This is a genomic window from Myxococcus sp. CA005, from assembly GCF_006518205.1.
Lineage (GTDB): Bacteria > Myxococcota > Myxococcia > Myxococcales > Myxococcaceae > Myxococcus > Myxococcus xanthus.
Genome location: NZ_SRLV01000062.1, coordinates 1 through 14,948, shown reverse-complemented (window position 1 = coordinate 14,948; position 14,948 = coordinate 1). Strand labels below are relative to the sequence as shown.

14 protein-coding genes and 1 tRNA gene are annotated in these 14,948 nt (G+C 68.7%); 7 read left to right on the top strand and 8 right to left on the bottom strand.

The window, feature by feature from the left end:
• Positions 1-186 precede the first annotated feature (186 nt).
• The 4 genes from FMQ63_RS37555 (at position 187) to FMQ63_RS24740 (ending at position 4,581) form a co-directional block, all read left to right on the top strand.
• Entirely contained in the window at positions 187-540 is a 354-nt protein-coding gene (locus tag FMQ63_RS37555; RefSeq protein ID WP_176973853.1) for a hypothetical protein, read from the top strand.
• A 669-nt stretch (positions 541-1,209) separates the two neighbouring features.
• Positions 1,210-1,274 (top strand) — tRNA-OTHER (locus FMQ63_RS24750).
• Positions 1,275-1,586: 312 nt separating this feature from the next.
• Complete coding sequence (locus FMQ63_RS24745; RefSeq protein ID WP_011550557.1) at positions 1,587-2,711, top strand: slipin family protein; 1,125 nt, start codon at positions 1,587-1,589, stop codon at positions 2,709-2,711.
• 55 nt (positions 2,712-2,766) lie between these two features.
• Entirely contained in the window at positions 2,767-4,581 is a 1,815-nt protein-coding gene (locus tag FMQ63_RS24740) for an acyl-CoA dehydrogenase (RefSeq protein ID WP_011550556.1), read from the top strand.
• Positions 4,582-4,647: 66 nt separating this feature from the next.
• Here FMQ63_RS24740 and FMQ63_RS24735 read toward each other — a convergent pair whose 3' ends face one another.
• The 3 genes from FMQ63_RS24735 to FMQ63_RS24725 form a co-directional block, all read right to left on the bottom strand.
• Positions 4,648-5,763, bottom strand: coding sequence for a hypothetical protein (locus FMQ63_RS24735; RefSeq protein ID WP_011550555.1), 1,116 nt, complete (start codon positions 5,761-5,763; stop codon positions 4,648-4,650).
• A gap of 99 nt (positions 5,764-5,862) precedes the next feature.
• Positions 5,863-6,084 carry a hypothetical protein gene (locus tag FMQ63_RS24730; protein WP_011550554.1) on the bottom strand — a complete coding sequence of 74 codons (222 nt, stop codon included), beginning with the start codon at positions 6,082-6,084 and terminating at the stop codon, positions 5,863-5,865.
• 56 nt (positions 6,085-6,140) lie between these two features.
• Positions 6,141-6,704: a dual specificity protein phosphatase family protein gene (locus FMQ63_RS24725; protein ID WP_225909702.1), complete on the bottom strand. Its 564-nt coding sequence runs from the start codon at positions 6,702-6,704 to the stop codon at positions 6,141-6,143.
• 231 nt (positions 6,705-6,935) lie between these two features.
• On the opposite strand from FMQ63_RS24725, the gene FMQ63_RS24720 reads away from it, so the two are divergent.
• Positions 6,936-7,646, top strand: a complete 711-nt coding sequence (locus FMQ63_RS24720; RefSeq protein ID WP_026114068.1) for a LysM peptidoglycan-binding domain-containing protein — start codon at positions 6,936-6,938, stop codon at positions 7,644-7,646.
• Positions 7,647-7,842: 196 nt separating this feature from the next.
• On the opposite strand, the gene FMQ63_RS24715 is transcribed toward FMQ63_RS24720, so the two are convergent.
• The 4 genes from FMQ63_RS24715 to FMQ63_RS24700 all read right to left on the bottom strand — a co-directional run bounded on the left by FMQ63_RS24715 (position 7,843) and on the right by FMQ63_RS24700 (position 11,763).
• The gene (locus FMQ63_RS24715; protein ID WP_011550551.1) at positions 7,843-8,616 is read right to left on the bottom strand and encodes a DUF4157 domain-containing protein; all 774 of its coding nucleotides are present in this window, start codon (positions 8,614-8,616) and stop codon (positions 7,843-7,845) included.
• A 10-nt stretch (positions 8,617-8,626) separates the two neighbouring features.
• Positions 8,627-9,160 (bottom strand): hypothetical protein, encoded by a 534-nt coding sequence (locus FMQ63_RS24710; protein WP_225888460.1) that lies wholly within the window; start codon positions 9,158-9,160, stop codon positions 8,627-8,629.
• A 239-nt stretch (positions 9,161-9,399) separates the two neighbouring features.
• Positions 9,400-10,494: a type IV pilus twitching motility protein PilT gene (locus tag FMQ63_RS24705; protein ID WP_011550549.1), complete on the bottom strand. Its 1,095-nt coding sequence runs from the start codon at positions 10,492-10,494 to the stop codon at positions 9,400-9,402.
• Positions 10,495-10,545: 51 nt separating this feature from the next.
• Entirely contained in the window at positions 10,546-11,763 is a 1,218-nt protein-coding gene (locus FMQ63_RS24700; protein ID WP_020478427.1) for a metallophosphoesterase, read from the bottom strand.
• A 179-nt stretch (positions 11,764-11,942) separates the two neighbouring features.
• On the opposite strand from FMQ63_RS24700, the gene FMQ63_RS24695 reads away from it, so the two are divergent.
• Together FMQ63_RS24695 and FMQ63_RS24690 are read left to right on the top strand one after the other, a co-directional pair.
• Positions 11,943-12,467, top strand: a complete 525-nt coding sequence (locus FMQ63_RS24695; protein WP_020478428.1) for a hypothetical protein — start codon at positions 11,943-11,945, stop codon at positions 12,465-12,467.
• Positions 12,468-12,521: 54 nt separating this feature from the next.
• Positions 12,522-13,319, top strand: a complete 798-nt coding sequence (locus tag FMQ63_RS24690; protein WP_011550546.1) for a TIGR00266 family protein — start codon at positions 12,522-12,524, stop codon at positions 13,317-13,319.
• Between the two features lie 31 nt (positions 13,320-13,350).
• Here FMQ63_RS24690 and FMQ63_RS24685 read toward each other — a convergent pair.
• Positions 13,351-14,948: MYXO-CTERM sorting domain-containing protein (locus FMQ63_RS24685; RefSeq protein WP_141276742.1), on the bottom strand; the 1,598-nt coding region annotated here is incomplete at its 5' end.

The following is a 14,948-nucleotide window of genomic DNA, read 5'->3' as shown; positions in this document are numbered from 1 at the left end:
CATTGGATGGGGAGAAGATCCCACCGGACGCGAAGCTCTTCAGGCCCAGGGGAAAAGCAATCTCGTTGTCATCCGGGAAGATCTTGCCAATGACATCCTCCGCGCGGGTTGCGATGGAATGATCTTCCAGGAGATGGACGACTACGGCCGTGAATGGGGAAAGCTGCGAGAATGAATACCCCGAACATGCGTGCCGTCGAGGCAGCCGCGAGCGCCAAGGCCGCGTTGCTGGAGGAAGAGCTGGAGCAGGGCCAACGTCCGCCGGACGAGGTCGAGCGCATCCTCTTCCATCTCTCGCGGCACACGCGCGCCGCCGCCATCGCCCAGTTGCTCGCGTATGCGGATGGAGCCACCTTCCGCGATCGGCTGGTTCGCTCCGGGCAGCCCCACCGCCGGCGGCTCCAATGGGCGACGGGCGAGCTGCGGCCCTTCAACCGCTTCACCGCGACGGGCCATTACGGGCCGCTCTGCGACTCACTGGCCCCGGGGTGGGCGAGTTGGCCCACGACATTGCCCGCCTGTCGGCGGACACGCCCGTGAAGGGCCACGAGTTCGAGGAGGACTTCCTCTAGGCGCGCCTGCTCGGCCTCCTCATCGCCACCGAAGAAGACGCGGTACCCGGTCGCGCGGAGCCACTGCTGGACGCCTTGGAGCGGGGCATGGACGGTCAGGACTTCCCCCGGCTGCCCACATGGTGCCGGGCCCTCCTGGTGCGAGGACAGGAGGGCATTGACGCCACCTTCCAAGCGCTCCTGAAGGAACGAGAGCACCACTGCCACACGCAGGCGAAATCCTTCATGCCCAGGGATGAAGAGTCGGAGACGGAGCCCTTCATCTTCGTGGGGGCATGGCGCTCCTGCATCTGGCCGAGCGTCGCGGGCTCTCGGCGCAGTCCGACTATCTCTTCCTGCCCAGCCTCGCCCGTGCGGGCTGAAACGCTGGTTTGCCATCATGCGCACGGGCAACCAGGCCACTCGCGGATTCCATCCTGTCAGACGCCACGCCGCGTCCCGTCGCTCGACCTCGGCGGAATCCAGAGGCGTCACGGGGCTGTCCCCGGGCTCCCAACTCCGGGCAGGGGCGCACTGCGCCCAGGTGTCGGCGAGGGTGTTCCCGGGTCCATCGCTCGCAGTGGTTTCCTCATGTCGGACCGCCCGGCCGGACCCCCGTCGGGTCCAACAGGAAGCAGGCGCCAGATGCGCCTGGCTCCGAACTAGCTCACTGGTAGAGCACAGGTCCAAATCCTGCGGAGAAGGTTCGATTCCTTCGTTCAATCCAGAGGGTTCCGCCGCGAGCTGACGTGAGCGCGGGTCCACCGCTTCCCACTCCTCCCACCTCGATGCCCGGCGATTCGCCAGGGCGACAAGGCCCCTTCCGAGCTGTCAGCGGAAGCCCCTGCCGCCGTCCGCGGAGGTGCCCGGCGCGCAGGCGCGAGCAGCCAGGAAGCGGCCAGGACAGGCGGTCCGCGCTCCACGTCCGTGAACGGTGGGGCCCTCACTTTTCAGCAGTACCCGGGACACACGCGGCAACGCGCACTGAAACGTCCCGGTTCTTCAAGCTCCCCGGAGGGGGAAAGGAGGTGCGCGATGAGCATCATGCGTGTGGATATCGGGCAGAATGAGCGGGCGTTCGTGCTGGTGGACGAGAAGCCGGAGCGCTACCTCGTTCCCGGCCGGTACTGGCTGCTCCACCCCTTCCGAAAGGTGCGGCTGGTGCGCGTGAGCACCGAGCAGCCGCTCGTCCAGCTCGACCCGGCGTTCCTGCCCCTCGTGCCGGAGACGGACCTGCAGGTCGTGGAGCTGAGTGCCGACGAGCGCGCCATCCTCTTCCACAAGGGCCGCCCCGTGCGGTGGCTCGGCCGGGGCCTGCACCAGGTGTGGACGGTGGAGCGCCTTCCCAGCCGTCAGCTGACGCCCGGCGCGCCCACCGTGCGCGTGGAGCGCGTGGACACCTCGGGTGTCACCACGGCGCCGCTGCGTGACGACGTGCGTGCCCTGGTCCCCACCAGCGACTACACAGAGGCCACCGCCACTGAGGGCACCGTCGTGCTCCGCTACGTGGATGGCGTGCTGGACGCCGAACTTCCTCCGGGCCGTCACGCCGCGTGGACCGTCGCCCGCAAGGTGCAGCTGGCCGTCATCGACCTGCGTGAGCGCCTGCTCCACGTCACCGGCCAGGAGGTGATGACGAAGGACCGCGTCACGCTGCGCCTCAACCTGTCAGCGGCCTTCCGCGTCTCGGACGCGCGCCGGCTCGCCGTCGTGTCCCGCGCTCCGGATGACGTCCTCTACCTGGCCATGCAACTGGCCGCGCGCGAGGCCGTGTCGGAGCGGACGCTGGATGAGCTGCTCGCCTCGCGAGAAGCCGTGGCCGAAAGCCTCTTCACCCAGGTGAAGGACCGCGCCCACACGGTGGGCCTGGACCTGCTGCGCTTCGGCATCAAGGACGTCGTCCTCCCGGGTGAGATGAAGGAGCTGCTCAACCGCGTCATCCAGGCGCAGAAGGAAGCGGAGGCCAACGTCATCCTGCGACGCGAGGAGACGGCCGCCACCCGCTCCATGGCGCAGACGGCCAAGGTGCTGGCGGAGAACCCGCTGCTGGTGCGCCTCAAGGAACTGGAAGCCTACAAGGACCTCGCGTCCAAGGTGGGGCAGGTGCACCTCGTCCTCGGCGAGGGCGCGGTGCCCACCCTGCAACTCAAGAGTCACTGACTCGCAAATCAATCTCGGGTTACCCTCGCGGCCCCACACCCGCGAGGAGCCCGAGATGTCGTCTTCGAACCACTACGTCCCCAACCTGCGCGATATCGAATTCAACCTCTTCGAGTTCCTCGATATCGGCCAAGCCTCGCTGGGCCACGCACCCTTTGGCGACCTGGACGAGACGGCCGCACGCCAGATGCTCCAGATGTTCGCCCAGCTCAGCACCAACGAGCTGGCCCAGAGCTTCGAAGAGCCGGAGCACAACCCGCCGAAGCTCGAGAATGGCGAGGTGACGCTGCCGCCCGGACTGAAGAAGGCGATGAACGCCTTCTTCGACGCGGGCATGCACCTGCTGGAGCAGCCGCCACACCTGGGCGGCCTGGGCGCGCCGCCCTCCCTGGGCTGGGCCGCGTTCGAGCTGCTGGTGGGCGCCAATGCCTCGCTGGCCTTCTACACGCTGGGCAACCTGCTGGCGCGCATCATCGACCGGCTGGGCACGGACGCGCAGAAGCAGCGCTTCCTGCCGCACATGCTGGACCGCCGCTGGGGTGGCTCCATGGTGCTCACCGAGCCCGACGCCGGCAGTGACGTGGGCGCCGCCCGCACCAAGGCCCGCCGCGTCTCCGACGACGTCTGGGAAATCGAAGGGGTGAAGCGCTTCATCACCAACGGCGACTCGGACATGTCCGAGAACATCATCCACATGGTGCTCGCGCGTCCGGAGGGCGCGGCGCCTGGCACCAAGGGCCTGTCGCTGTTCGTCGTGCCCAAGTACTGGGTGAATGAGGACGGCAGCCTGGGTGAAGCCAACGGCGTGGTGTGCACCAAGCTGGAGAAGAAGATGGGGCTCAAGGGCTCCGTCACCTGTGAGATGACCTTCGGCGACGGGAAGCCCTGTCGCGGCCTGCTGCTGGGCGAGGTCCACGACGGCATCCGGCAGATGTTCTACATCATCGAGCAGGCCCGCATGGCGGTGGGCGTGAAGTCCATGGCCACGCTGTCCGCCGGCTACGGCCGCGCGCTGGCCTTCTCCAAGGACCGCCTCCAGGGCGCGGACCTGATGCAGGCCCGGGACAAGACGGCGCCCCGCGTGCCCATCTTCCGTCACCCCGACGTGCGCCGCATGCTGATGGCGCAGAAGGCCCACGCGGAGGGCATGCGCGCGCTGTGCCTCTACACCGCGTTCATCCAGGACGGCGTGGAGCGCAAGGGCGGCCACCGCGCCACCGAGGCGGGCGAGCTGGACACGCTCAACGACATGCTGCTGCCGCTGGTGAAGGGCTACTGCTCGGAGAAGGCCTACGAGCTGCTGGCGCTGTCGCTCCAGGTCCACGGCGGCTCCGGCTACCTGCAGGACTACCCGGTGGAGCAGTACATCCGGGACCAGAAAATCGACACGCTCTACGAGGGCACCACGCACATCCAGGCGCTCGACTTGCTCATGCGCAAGGTGGCGCGTGACGGCGGCGCGACGCTCCAGGGCCTGCTGTCCCAGATTCGCGAGACGGCCGAGCGCACCGGAGAGGGCAAGGAGTTGGAGGCCGAGCGCGCCGCGCTGGGCCGCGCGCTGGGCGACTTGGAGACGATGCTCGGCACGCTGATGGGCAAGCTGGGCGAGTCCATCTATCACGTGGGCCTGCAGGGCAACCGCGTGCTGGCCGCCGTCGCGGAGGTCGTCATCGGCTGGCTGCTGGTGCGCCACGCGGAGGTCGCGCTGGAGCGCATGAAGAGCAACCCCGGGGACCGCGCCTTCTACGTGGGCAAGCTCGCCAGCGCCCGCTGGTTCTGCCACGAGGTGCTACCCGGCGTCGCCCACGCCGCCCGCATGGTGGAGCACGGCAACCTGGACCTGATGGAGGTGCCGGAAGAGTCGTTCTGACGCGGAGACACCCAGGCGAGCCTGGCCACCGGTGCCAGGCCCGCCGTCGCGGCCGGGAGGCGCTCGCTACTTCCTCAGCGCGTCCCCCGGCACCGGCAGCCCGCGCGCCGCCAGGTCACGCTCCACGTACAGCCGCAGGACATGCATGAAGTCCTGCGCGTTCGTCACCACGCCAAAGGCCTGGTGCGTGCCGCGGTCCTTCAGCTTGCTCACCACGAACTCGGACGAGTCCACGCAGATGGTGGGCAGCTCCCGCAATGAGCCGTCCTTCTCCGTGACGAACGCCGGCAGCATGTTGCCGGTGGCGATGGCATGCAGCGCCGTGGCGATCATCACCGCCATGGTGGACTTCACCGCGTGCTCGCGCATGGCCACCTGCGCCTCCAGGTTGTCCGTCACCACGTCCGGCAGCGGCCCGTCGTCACGGATGGAGCCCGTCAGCACGAAGGGCACCTTGTGCACCACGCACGCGTGCATGATGCCGCTGGTAATCACCCCGGCCTCCACTGCCTTGGCGATGGAGCCCGCCGCCCGCACCTTGTTGATGGCGCGCATGTGCAAGCCGTGGCCGCCCGAGGTGGCCTCGCCCGAGCCGCTCATCCCCAGCGTGGTCCCGAAGATGGAGGCTTCGATGTCATGCACCGCCACCGCGTTGCCCGCCAGCAGCGCGCCCACGAAGCCATTGGCGACAAACCACGTCATGTCCGCGCGCGCCCGCGAATGCACCAGCGCCGGCCCCGTCACCCAGATGGGGTAGCCCCCGCGCTCTCGCTCGTCCACCAGCACCCGGGCCATGTGCGCGTAGTCGATGGGCTTCTCGCGGGACACCGCGCTCGTCATGAACTTGAACTCCCCCTCGCCCTCATCCGCGAGGTAGGCGGAGTTCACGAACACGCCTTCGCTGCCATCCTCCGCGAAGCCTACCACCACGTGCTCGCCCGCACGCACGCGACGGCCTTCGCGAATCCACAGCTCGCCTTGGGCATCCAGCACCAGCGCCCCGTCCATGCGCGGCTCGCGCGGCATGCGCCACGCGCCGCCCACGCGCACGTAGGTGGGTAGATTCGTCGTGGTGAAGAAGCCCTCCGGCAACACGCCGTCCGCAGGCGCAGGCTGGAAGCGCGCGTCCGGACAGGAGGAGAAACGCGCGGCCGTGAAGTCAGGATGAGGAATGGAGCTCACACCAGCACCATGCGCGGAGCCCTCGCCCGCTTCAAGCGCCTCGGCATCCGCGGACCACCAGATGTCAGGGGACGACAGTAAAGCCGGGATTGCGCGTCACTACATCCGCGCGTCCACACCCACTCCGCCCAGCCGTGGACGGCTGCTGGCCGAGGCCAGCTCACGACGCAGCAACTCCGCATAGCGAGCCGCGGCATGCCGCAGCCGGGCCGCCTCGTCTGGAGCGTGGGCGTCGTAGGATGCGGCGGCCAGCGCCTCCGCGTCCAGCGACGGTTCCACCGCCGCGCCCGCCAAATCCCAGGACAGGTCCTGGCAGCCCACCAGGTCGTGCGCCCGGTTCGCGGATGCTCTCCGGACACCAGTAGCGCGGCGCTCCCTCAGTCCTCATTCCCGCGGGAAGCGGGTGGCGGCTGGGTCAGGTGGCTGTGCGCAATCGCGGCCAGCTCCTCCAACCTGGGCACACGCCACGTCGCCGCGTTCCGCTGACGCCAGGCATCCGCCCACGCCATGAAGGTGCGCAGTTGCTCCGTGCTGGGTGACACCTGCCAGCGCCGCCGCTTCGCCAGGGACAGCGCCTCCAACGGTGGATGCCCCAGCGCCACCAGGACGCACAAGGCGAGCAGCGCGCTGCGCCCCACCCCATGCTCACAGTGGATGTAGACCTTGTGGCCCCGAGCCAGTTGGTCCGTCACCCACGCGACGCCGTCATCCAGCCGGTCGCCACGGATGGCCCGGAGGTCCTCGGTGGGCAGGTGCAACAAGGTGATGCCGTGCTCGCGCAGGACGTGCTCGTCGTCACAGTCCTCCACCCGCACGTCCACCACATAGCGGATGCCAAGCGCCCCCGCGAGGTGCTCCGCCGTATCGATGGGGAAGCGGCCCCCCACCGCCAGCGAGGGCAGCACCCAGTCCAGGTTCAATCTCCGGGACAGCGCGCTCATGCCGCCCAAGGTAGGGCAGCTCGCTCGCGCTGGCAGCCTCCGCGGACGCCAGGACGCATTTTGAAGTGTTTTTCGACCCACCTTCCGGAAAATTCGCTGGAATCACGGGGGGTTCCGGGCGCTGGCCTTGAAAATCAAGAAGCACGCAACTCCGGGTCTCAAGCTCCGAGAATAGGTGCAAGACGTACATGCGGCGCCCTCGCGCCGCTCCAGACCCCTACGGAGCCCCCCATGAGCAGCAGCTACCGCATCAAGTCGGGCGACACCCTCTCCCACCTGGCGCAGCGCTACAACACCAGTGTCAGCGCGCTGATGAAGGCGAATCCGCAGATCAAGAACGCGGACCTCATCTACGCCGGCAAGTCGCTGAACATCCCCGGTTCGAAGGACTCCTTCGAGAGCGGCTCTGCGGGCCGCGCGGGTGGCGCCACGGGCGGCGGCGGCAGCAGCGGCGGTGCGCAGGACGTGCAGGGCCCCAGCAGCTCCGGCCCCGGCGTCCGCGGCCCCAAGGGCAGCCCCTTCGAAATCGCGTCGCAGCACCTGGGCAAGAACGCGGGCTCGCTGAAGCTGGAGAAGAACGGCGTGGGCGCGGACATGGAGGACTGGGTCCCCAACAACGTCAACTGCGCCAACTTCGTGTCCGCCGTGCTGGAGCAGTCCGGCCAGATTTCCGACTCGCAGCACGACAACAGCGTGATGGGCCTGATGGCCAAGCTGGACAGGGACCCCAAGTTCAAGCGCATCGACCTGAAGGACGCGAAGCCGGGTGACGTGGTCTCCATGAAGACCAACGGCGGCCAGCACGTGGTGATGTTCGCGGGCTGGAAGGACGGCAAGCCGACGTTCATCGGCTCCAACAACGTCAACTCGGATGGCTCGCAGCGCGTCACCATCTCCAGCATGAACTACCCCATCATGGCGGTGCACCAGTACCAGGGCTGAGCGCCCGCACAGACATGAGCGAGCACCCACGGGGCTCCGCGTCCGACCTTCCAGGCGGGCCCGGGGCCCCGCTGGCGTCCAGGCACCCGCAACGGCTCAGAGGCAGGGCGCCAGCGACGGCGCGGCCTGGATGAGGCGCGCGTGTCCCGGCTCCTCTCCGAGCATGACCCGCTCGCCCCGCCCAAGCTGTGAGCGCTCAGGGCGCGCCGCGGCCCGAGTGCAGGCAGACCACGGCCTCATCCAGCAGGTCGAGCGCCGCGTCGGACCAGCCCCGAAGCTTCATGCGCGGGGACACAGACGTGGTGAAGGGGATGAGGCCGGCAACGGCGGCGTCCTCGATGAGCTGAGCCTGTTGCTCGGGGTTGAGCTGGGCCCAACGCTTCTCGCGGCTCACGCCCTTGCGCCAGTCGTATCCATCGCCGGACCACTGCGCGGCCAGCGCGGCGCTCAGGTAGGCCGTGCCACCGTGCTGGTGCTGCCACACGTGCGTCAGCTCATGAACGAGCAGGCCGAAGTCCACGCCCCCGCTCCGAGGCGGGACGAAGACGGTGTTGCCGTGCGCGAAGGCCCGCCCGGGAAGGCCCAGCAGGCCCAGCCGACCGACCTTCACCCGCACCACCGCGTAGTTCAGGCTGTCTCCAAAGATGGGCCGCAGGCGGGCGATTTCCTCCGCCGAGAGGCGGCGGCCCGGCGGCTCCAGACCGACCAGCACCTGCACCGAGCTGAGCACGCGCCCGCCCACCATCAACACGGCATCCGCGGGAAGCTGCGCCACGCGCGTCAGGCCCTGGCCCAGTTGGGGCAGTCCCTCGCGAGGCCGGCCGCGCACGCACTGCGCCACGCCTCCGCCCATCGCCTTCAGCACCACCCCCACGCTGCGAGCCACTCCCACCGACGCGCTCGAGACACCGGTGAGCAGACCCCGGCCCGCATCCACCAGCCGCTCTGAGAAGGTGGCCGCGTGGCTCATGCCATGTTCCTCAGCGCCCCGCCGTCATGGCGCGCAGCCCGGAGAGCCCCATCACGGACTCCACCAGCGTGCGCAGCGCACCCGGGCGCCACGGGCGGGACAGCGCGAAGTGCGTGAGGCTGGAGGCGCTGTAGGCCGCCGCCACCTCGGGACGGAAGTAGGACGACACGAGGATGCGTGGCCCCGCCAGGTCGCGCTCCACCAGCCGAGCCAGGAAGGTCGGCACGGCCGCTCGCTCCACGGAGTCCAGGTCCACGATCACGGCCTCGGGCACCACACCCAGGTCCATCCGACGATCCGCCGACGCGATGCCCAACGTGGGGACCAGTTCGAAGTCTGACGCCAGCTCGCGGCCCATCGCCAGCCGGAAGAGCGGCTCCTCCGAGACGAGCATCACCCGAGGCCCCTTGGGCACGCTCCGGTGACGCCGTGCGGGCGCGGGAGTGGGCTCGATGGGAAGACGCAGTGCGCCAGCCTCCACCAGATGGCGGGCATCGAGGAGGGACTGCGCACGGCGAATCAGGGGGGCGGGGGCGCTGGACACAACGCGACAATAACCAGCAATAGCGGAAATATCAATCTTTGCTTCAATTACTGAGCACAATTCCTGGTTTTCAGGACCTCCAAACCCATGGAGGTGGGCGTCTTGGCACGCCCGTTCAGTGAGTCAGAAGCAACACCTATTCAAGCGTATCGGGTCTGGAATGACCCTACTGTTTCCACAGGGGGATTGCCGCGTACCCGCGGCCTTCGCGGGCTCACCCAGGGCAACAGCCGCGCCGCTCACTCGAACTCGAGCGCGCGCTGGAAGTCGGCCGGGTTGGAGGCCGCGCTCTGCGCCGTCTCCAGGGTGATGATCCCCTCCCGATAGAGCTGCGTCAGGTGCTGGTCGAAGGACTGCATGCCGAACATGTCTCGGCCCTTCTCGATGACGTCCTTCAGCTCGTTGGCGCGGTCGTCGCGGATGTACTGCTCCACCGTCTTCGTCTGCACCATGATTTCCAACGCCACGGTGCGGCCCTTGCCGCTGGCCCGGGGCAGCAGGCGCTGCGACACCGTGGCCTTGAGGCAGTCCGCCAGGCGCATGCGCACCATTGTCTGCTCTTCGGCGGGGAACACCGACACCAGGCGGTTGATGGTGCGTGACGCATCCGTCGTGTGCACCGTGGAGAGCACCAGGTGGCCCGTCTCCGACGCCTTGAGCGCGATGTCGATGGTCTCCGTGTCGCGCATCTCGCCTACCAGGATGACGTCCGGGTCCTGGCGCAGCGCCGCGCGCAGCGCAATCGCGAAGCTCTGCGTGTCCGGGCCAATCTCCCGCTGGGAGATGGAGGACTTGATGTTCTTGTAGATGAACTCGATGGGGTCCTCGATGGTGAGGACGTGCAGGTTCTCCGTGCGATTGATGTGGTCAATCATCGCCGCCAGCGTGGAGCTCTTCCCCGAGCCCGTCGCGCCCGTCACCAGCACCAACCCGCGCTCGTTGCCGGCAATCTTCTTCAACACCTGCGGCAATCCCAGTCCGTCAATGGTTGGGATTTCATCCGGGATGATGCGCAGGATGCACGCCAGCGAGCCCCGCTGCCGGTAGATATTCACCCGGAAGCGCGCCACACCTGGGAGGCTGTAGGACGCGTCGCACTCCTGAAGCGTGTCAATCTGCTTCTTCACCTCGGGGTCCGACACGACATGGACTGCCACCTGTCGCGTGTGGTCCGCGTGAAGCTTTTCCATCTTCAAGGGCCGGAGCGCGCCATTGACCCGGTAGATGGGCGGATCCCCCGGCCGGAAGTGGATGTCCGATGCACCGTTCTGCACACCGACCGCGAGCAGCTTGTTGAGCGTTGCCAGATCCAGGGGAGTGACCCTCGTCAGCAAGGAAGGCCCCGGACTCTAGGCGGATACTCAACAGTTGCACATGGTGCGCAATTACCCCGGGGCAGACACCAGGGTCAGTTCCGCAATCTCAGGCGAGGGCCCCAACCGCAGCGGCGGCCCCCAATAGCCTGTCCCCCTGTGGGTATAGACGCGCACCCCGGCAATGGTTGCCAGACCACGCACCACCGGCTGCTGCAATTTGACGAGGAACATGAAGGGAAACACCTGTCCGCCGTGCGTGTGCCCGGAAAGCTGCAGGTCCACCATCACGCCAGCCTCCGCCACGCGCAGGGCGGACCGGGGCTGGTGGGCCAACAACAGACGCGGCACGCCCTGCGGCGCCCCGCGCAGCGCCAGCTCCGGACGGCTGGCATGCGAGGGAATGATGTGGCCCGCGTCATGGTCCGTCACCCCCGCGATGGTGAGCCGCGCTCCGTCGCGCTCCACCACCCGGTGCTCGTTCTGAAGGACGGTGAGCCCCAGGCGCGCCACCTCCGCCGCCCAGGCCGGTCCCCCGTGGTAGTACTCGTGATTGCCGGTGACGTAGAAGACGCCCAGTGACGCGCGCAGCTCCGACAGGGGCTTCACCTCGTCCCGTAGCGCGTCCACGGCGCCGTCCACCAGGTCGCCCGTCACCGCCACCACGTCCGGCTGGAGCGCGTTCACCTGCTCCACCACGCGCCGCAGCCAGCGGCCGTCCAACGTGGGCCCCACGTGGATGTCCGAAATCTGCACCACCTTCAGGCCGCTGAGCCCGGGTGCCAAACCCGCCACCGGCACCGTCACCCGCTCCACCGTCGCCCGGCCACGCGCCGTGATGAAGGCGTACACCACCGCCGGCACCGTCACCCCCACCGCCACCAGGGCCTTGCCTCGGGCCAGGGCCAACGCGTCCGTCACCACGCCCGACCACGACAGGCCCAGCCCCACCAGGTCCACGACCACCACCGCGCTCAGCAGGATGCCGAAGGCGCCCAGCCACACGTAGGACGTCCACTGGAGCACCTGCGCCCAGAGAGTCGGTTCGCGGCGCGACGCCACCATTCCTACGGGCAGCGACAGGAAGAGCAGCGCCACCAGGACGGGCCCCAGCCATGCCCACGGCAGCGGTAGCTGCGGGCTCACGAACAGGCGCACCGCGATGTACGCGTGCAGCCCGCCCATCAACGTGAGGATGCCACCCAGCGACATCAACCACCGCAATGCCAGCGACAGGGACACTCTGGGCCGTCGGGCCTCCTGCTCCACACCAGGGGTCAGCTCCGCCACGAACGACGTCCTCCTTCTCACCGGTGCCAGCCATGACCGCGTCCGGAACGCGGGGACATAACGACAACAGATTGCCGATGCCCGGCAACCCGCCCGTACGCCAGGCGAGCCAACGCCTCTTCTCGTGCACCACGCCTAAGACACGGGTGACGGGTTGGCGAGCCAACTACGTTCAAAGCATGAGAACTTCACGTATCTTCACAGCCGCACTGCTCGCAGCGGCAGGCTCGGCCTGGGCCCAGCCCGTCCAGTACCTGGACCTGCGAACGCCTCGGGTCGCGCTCAATGCGCGTGTCACCGACCGCGACCTCACCAGCCCTGACCTGCAGGTCGGCTTCAGCGACGGCTCCCTTCGAGGCCGCGCCTTCGGCAGGCCCCTCAACCTCACGCTGGACGCCGCGCGGATCCGCGGCATCTATGGAAGCGGCCCCGTGGACCTGCGGATGACGCAGGAAGAAGGAGCCCTGCACGCCAAGGGCACGTTCGGTGGGCAGCTCACCGACTTCCAGGTGACGCCGCAGACGCTCAAGGGCGACGTGGGCCGGTGCAGCTACCAGCTCAAGGCCTCCGAGGAAGGCCGCTATCAAGGCTGGCGTTCGTGTCTCGCCGGATTGGAGAACCCGGTATCGCTGTCGATTCCGCCTGCCATTGGCGGCGACGACGCCCGGCTCGTGGCCACCCTGGCTTTGATTCTGTCGCGGTAGCCCCACCGCGGGCGGCTATGGTGCGCGCCGTTTCCCTCACGACGGAGCGCATCCATGGCACGCATGCACGAAGTGGACTTCCACATCTACGGCGAGGACCTGCAGTTCGTCGAGGTGGAGTTGGACCCAGGAGAAGCCGCGGTCGCCGAAGCCGGCACGCTCATGTACATGGAGGACGGCATCGAGATGGAGACCATCTTCGGTGACGGCTCGGAGAAGACGAGCGGCTTCTTCGGCTCGCTGCTCGGCGCAGGCAAGCGCCTGCTGACGGGTGAGTCCCTCTTCACCACTGTCTTCCTCAACAAGAGCGGTAGCGGCAAGCGCAAGGTGTCCTTCGCCGCGCCCTACCCGGGAAAAATCATCCCGGTGAACCTGAGTGAGCTCGGCGGCGAGCTCATTGCGCAGAAGGACAGCTTCCTCGCCGCGGCCAAGGGCGTCTCGCTGGGCATCGCCTTCCAGAAGAAGCTGGGCACCGGCCTGTTCGGCGGCGAGGGCTTCATCATGCAGCGGCTCCAGGGTGACGGGCTCGCCTTCATCCACGCCGGCGGCACGCTGCACGAGCGCACGCTGGGCCCGGGTGAAATGCTGCGCGTGGACACCGGCTGCATCGTCGCGTTCCAGCCCACCGTGGACTACGACATCCAGATGGTGAGCGGCATCAAGACGGCCTTCTTCGGCGGCGAGGGCCTCTTCTTCGCCACGCTGCGCGGCCCCGGCAAGGTGTGGCTCCAGTCGCTCCCGTTCAGCCGGCTCGCGGGCCGCATTCTCTCCGCCTCGCGCCCGGGTGGCGCTCGCGACGAGGGCAGCGTGCTGGGTGGCGTCGGCCTGGGCAGCCTGCTCGGAGACGACTAGCGCACCGGGCAGGCCGGCCGTTCGCGGACCGCTATCCGCGCCGCCGCCGCGACAGGCCGGCCAGTCCCGCCAGCAGCACCCAGGAGCCCACCACGCCCACGGGCGATGCGCCGCAGCCACACCCCACGTCGAGCGCCGCGGGCCCCCGCACCTCGAAGCCCGTGGTCCGCGAGCGCGCCGGCACGCGGCTGGAGGTGACGAGGCGCTCCTGCGCCGCGACGCTGTGCGAGCCTACGGACAGCGCGCTCTCGCGGGGCACCTGGTAACGGAAGGCCCCGGTGTCATCGGCCGTCACCGTGGCGACTTCAATGCCGTCCACCTCGATGACCACCGTGGCGCCAGCCGTCGCCGCGCCCGCGAAGAGCGGCGTGGAGTCCACCACCTCGCCATCAGCGGGAACCACCAGCACCGGCCAACCGTCCTCTGGGAACTGGGTGCCGCCATCTCCCTGGGACGTGCCCGCATCCTGCCCGGACGTCCCTCCGTCCCCCTCGCCGCTCACCACCTGGGACTCGAATCGGATGGGCTGCGAGTAGGGCCCGCTGATTCCCGCCTCGTTGTGCGAATGAACGGTGACGAAATGAGGGCCCGGCGCCAGCGGCGATTCAGCAGGCCACTGGTAGCGGAAGCGGCCCGCGCCATCCACGGGGATGATGACCTCGGGGCCATTGTCCACCTCGATGCCCACCGTCTGCCCGTTGGGCGCGACGCCCGCGAACAGCGGCGTGGTTCCCACCGTCTCCCCGTCCTGGGGAATCACCAGGATGGGCTCCACCACCACGCCACCATCCTCCAGCGTGGTCGCGACAGAGAACGACACAGGCGCGGAGGGCGCGCTGTACGCCCCCATCGCCTCCGCCACCACGTGGACCGTGCGCGTGCCGACATCGAGCGGCGCCTGATGCGGAGGGATGCCAGCGGTGAACACGCCATCCGCGCCAGAGCTCACCTGAAGCAGCTCCACGCCATCGACGAACACGAGGACTCGAACGCCAGGGTCCGCCCGGCCTTCGAAGCGAGGACGGTGAGGAACGCCCACCGCTCCGGACACGGGAGCGCTGACAGACGGCGTCCCGGGCGTGCGGTAGGCCACGTGGTATTCCTCGGTGAAGCCTTCGCTCCCCGTACCCGCGCCATTCGTTCCGCCATCCGACGGGGTGAGGGTCCCGGCAGCGCCGCCCGACACGCTCATGGGACACGACGCCGTCGCCCCCTGCAGCAGCACGCCGCCGCCACCGCCACCACCGCCCGGGCCGAGCACCCAGCCCGGGTAGCTGACGTTGCCGCCGTTGCCGCCCGCGGCTCGGGCGCTCCCGCAGGACAGTGAGTCCTGCGCGCGAAGGATGAGGACACCGCCCGCGCCACCACCGCCCGCGCCATCGTCTCCCGGCGTGTGGCTGGCGGCGAGCCCATCCGCGGAGAAGCGCCCGGCGCCCGAGAACGCCCTGGCCCGGATGAACACAACACCGCCGCCCGCGCCGCCATTCGAGCCCAGGTCATCGTTGCCCTCGCCCGCGCCTCCGCCACTCCCGAAGACAAACTTGTCGATGAGCGAGTACTTCACGGGCGCGCCACCGAAACCGCCCACGTCCCGCATCATGTCCGCCTCCGACGTGCGGCCCCCGACAC

Bases quoted from the DNA above. Each gene is read 5' to 3' on its own strand.
- FMQ63_RS37555 (WP_176973853.1), top strand. From the start codon at position 187: ATGCGTGCCGTCGAGGCAGCCGCGAGCGCCAAGGCCGCGTTGCTGGAG.
- FMQ63_RS24745 (WP_011550557.1), top strand. From the start codon at position 1,587: ATGAGCATCATGCGTGTGGATATCGGGCAGAATGAGCGGGCGTTCGTG.
- FMQ63_RS24740 (WP_011550556.1), top strand. From the start codon at position 2,767: ATGTCGTCTTCGAACCACTACGTCCCCAACCTGCGCGATATCGAATTC.
- FMQ63_RS24725 (WP_225909702.1), bottom strand. From the start codon at position 6,704: ATGAGCGCGCTGTCCCGGAGATTGAACCTGGACTGGGTGCTGCCCTCG.
- FMQ63_RS24720 (WP_026114068.1), top strand. From the start codon at position 6,936: ATGAGCAGCAGCTACCGCATCAAGTCGGGCGACACCCTCTCCCACCTG.
- FMQ63_RS24715 (WP_011550551.1), bottom strand. From the start codon at position 8,616: ATGAGCCACGCGGCCACCTTCTCAGAGCGGCTGGTGGATGCGGGCCGG.
- FMQ63_RS24695 (WP_020478428.1), top strand. From the start codon at position 11,943: ATGAGAACTTCACGTATCTTCACAGCCGCACTGCTCGCAGCGGCAGGC.
- FMQ63_RS24690 (WP_011550546.1), top strand. From the start codon at position 12,522: ATGGCACGCATGCACGAAGTGGACTTCCACATCTACGGCGAGGACCTG.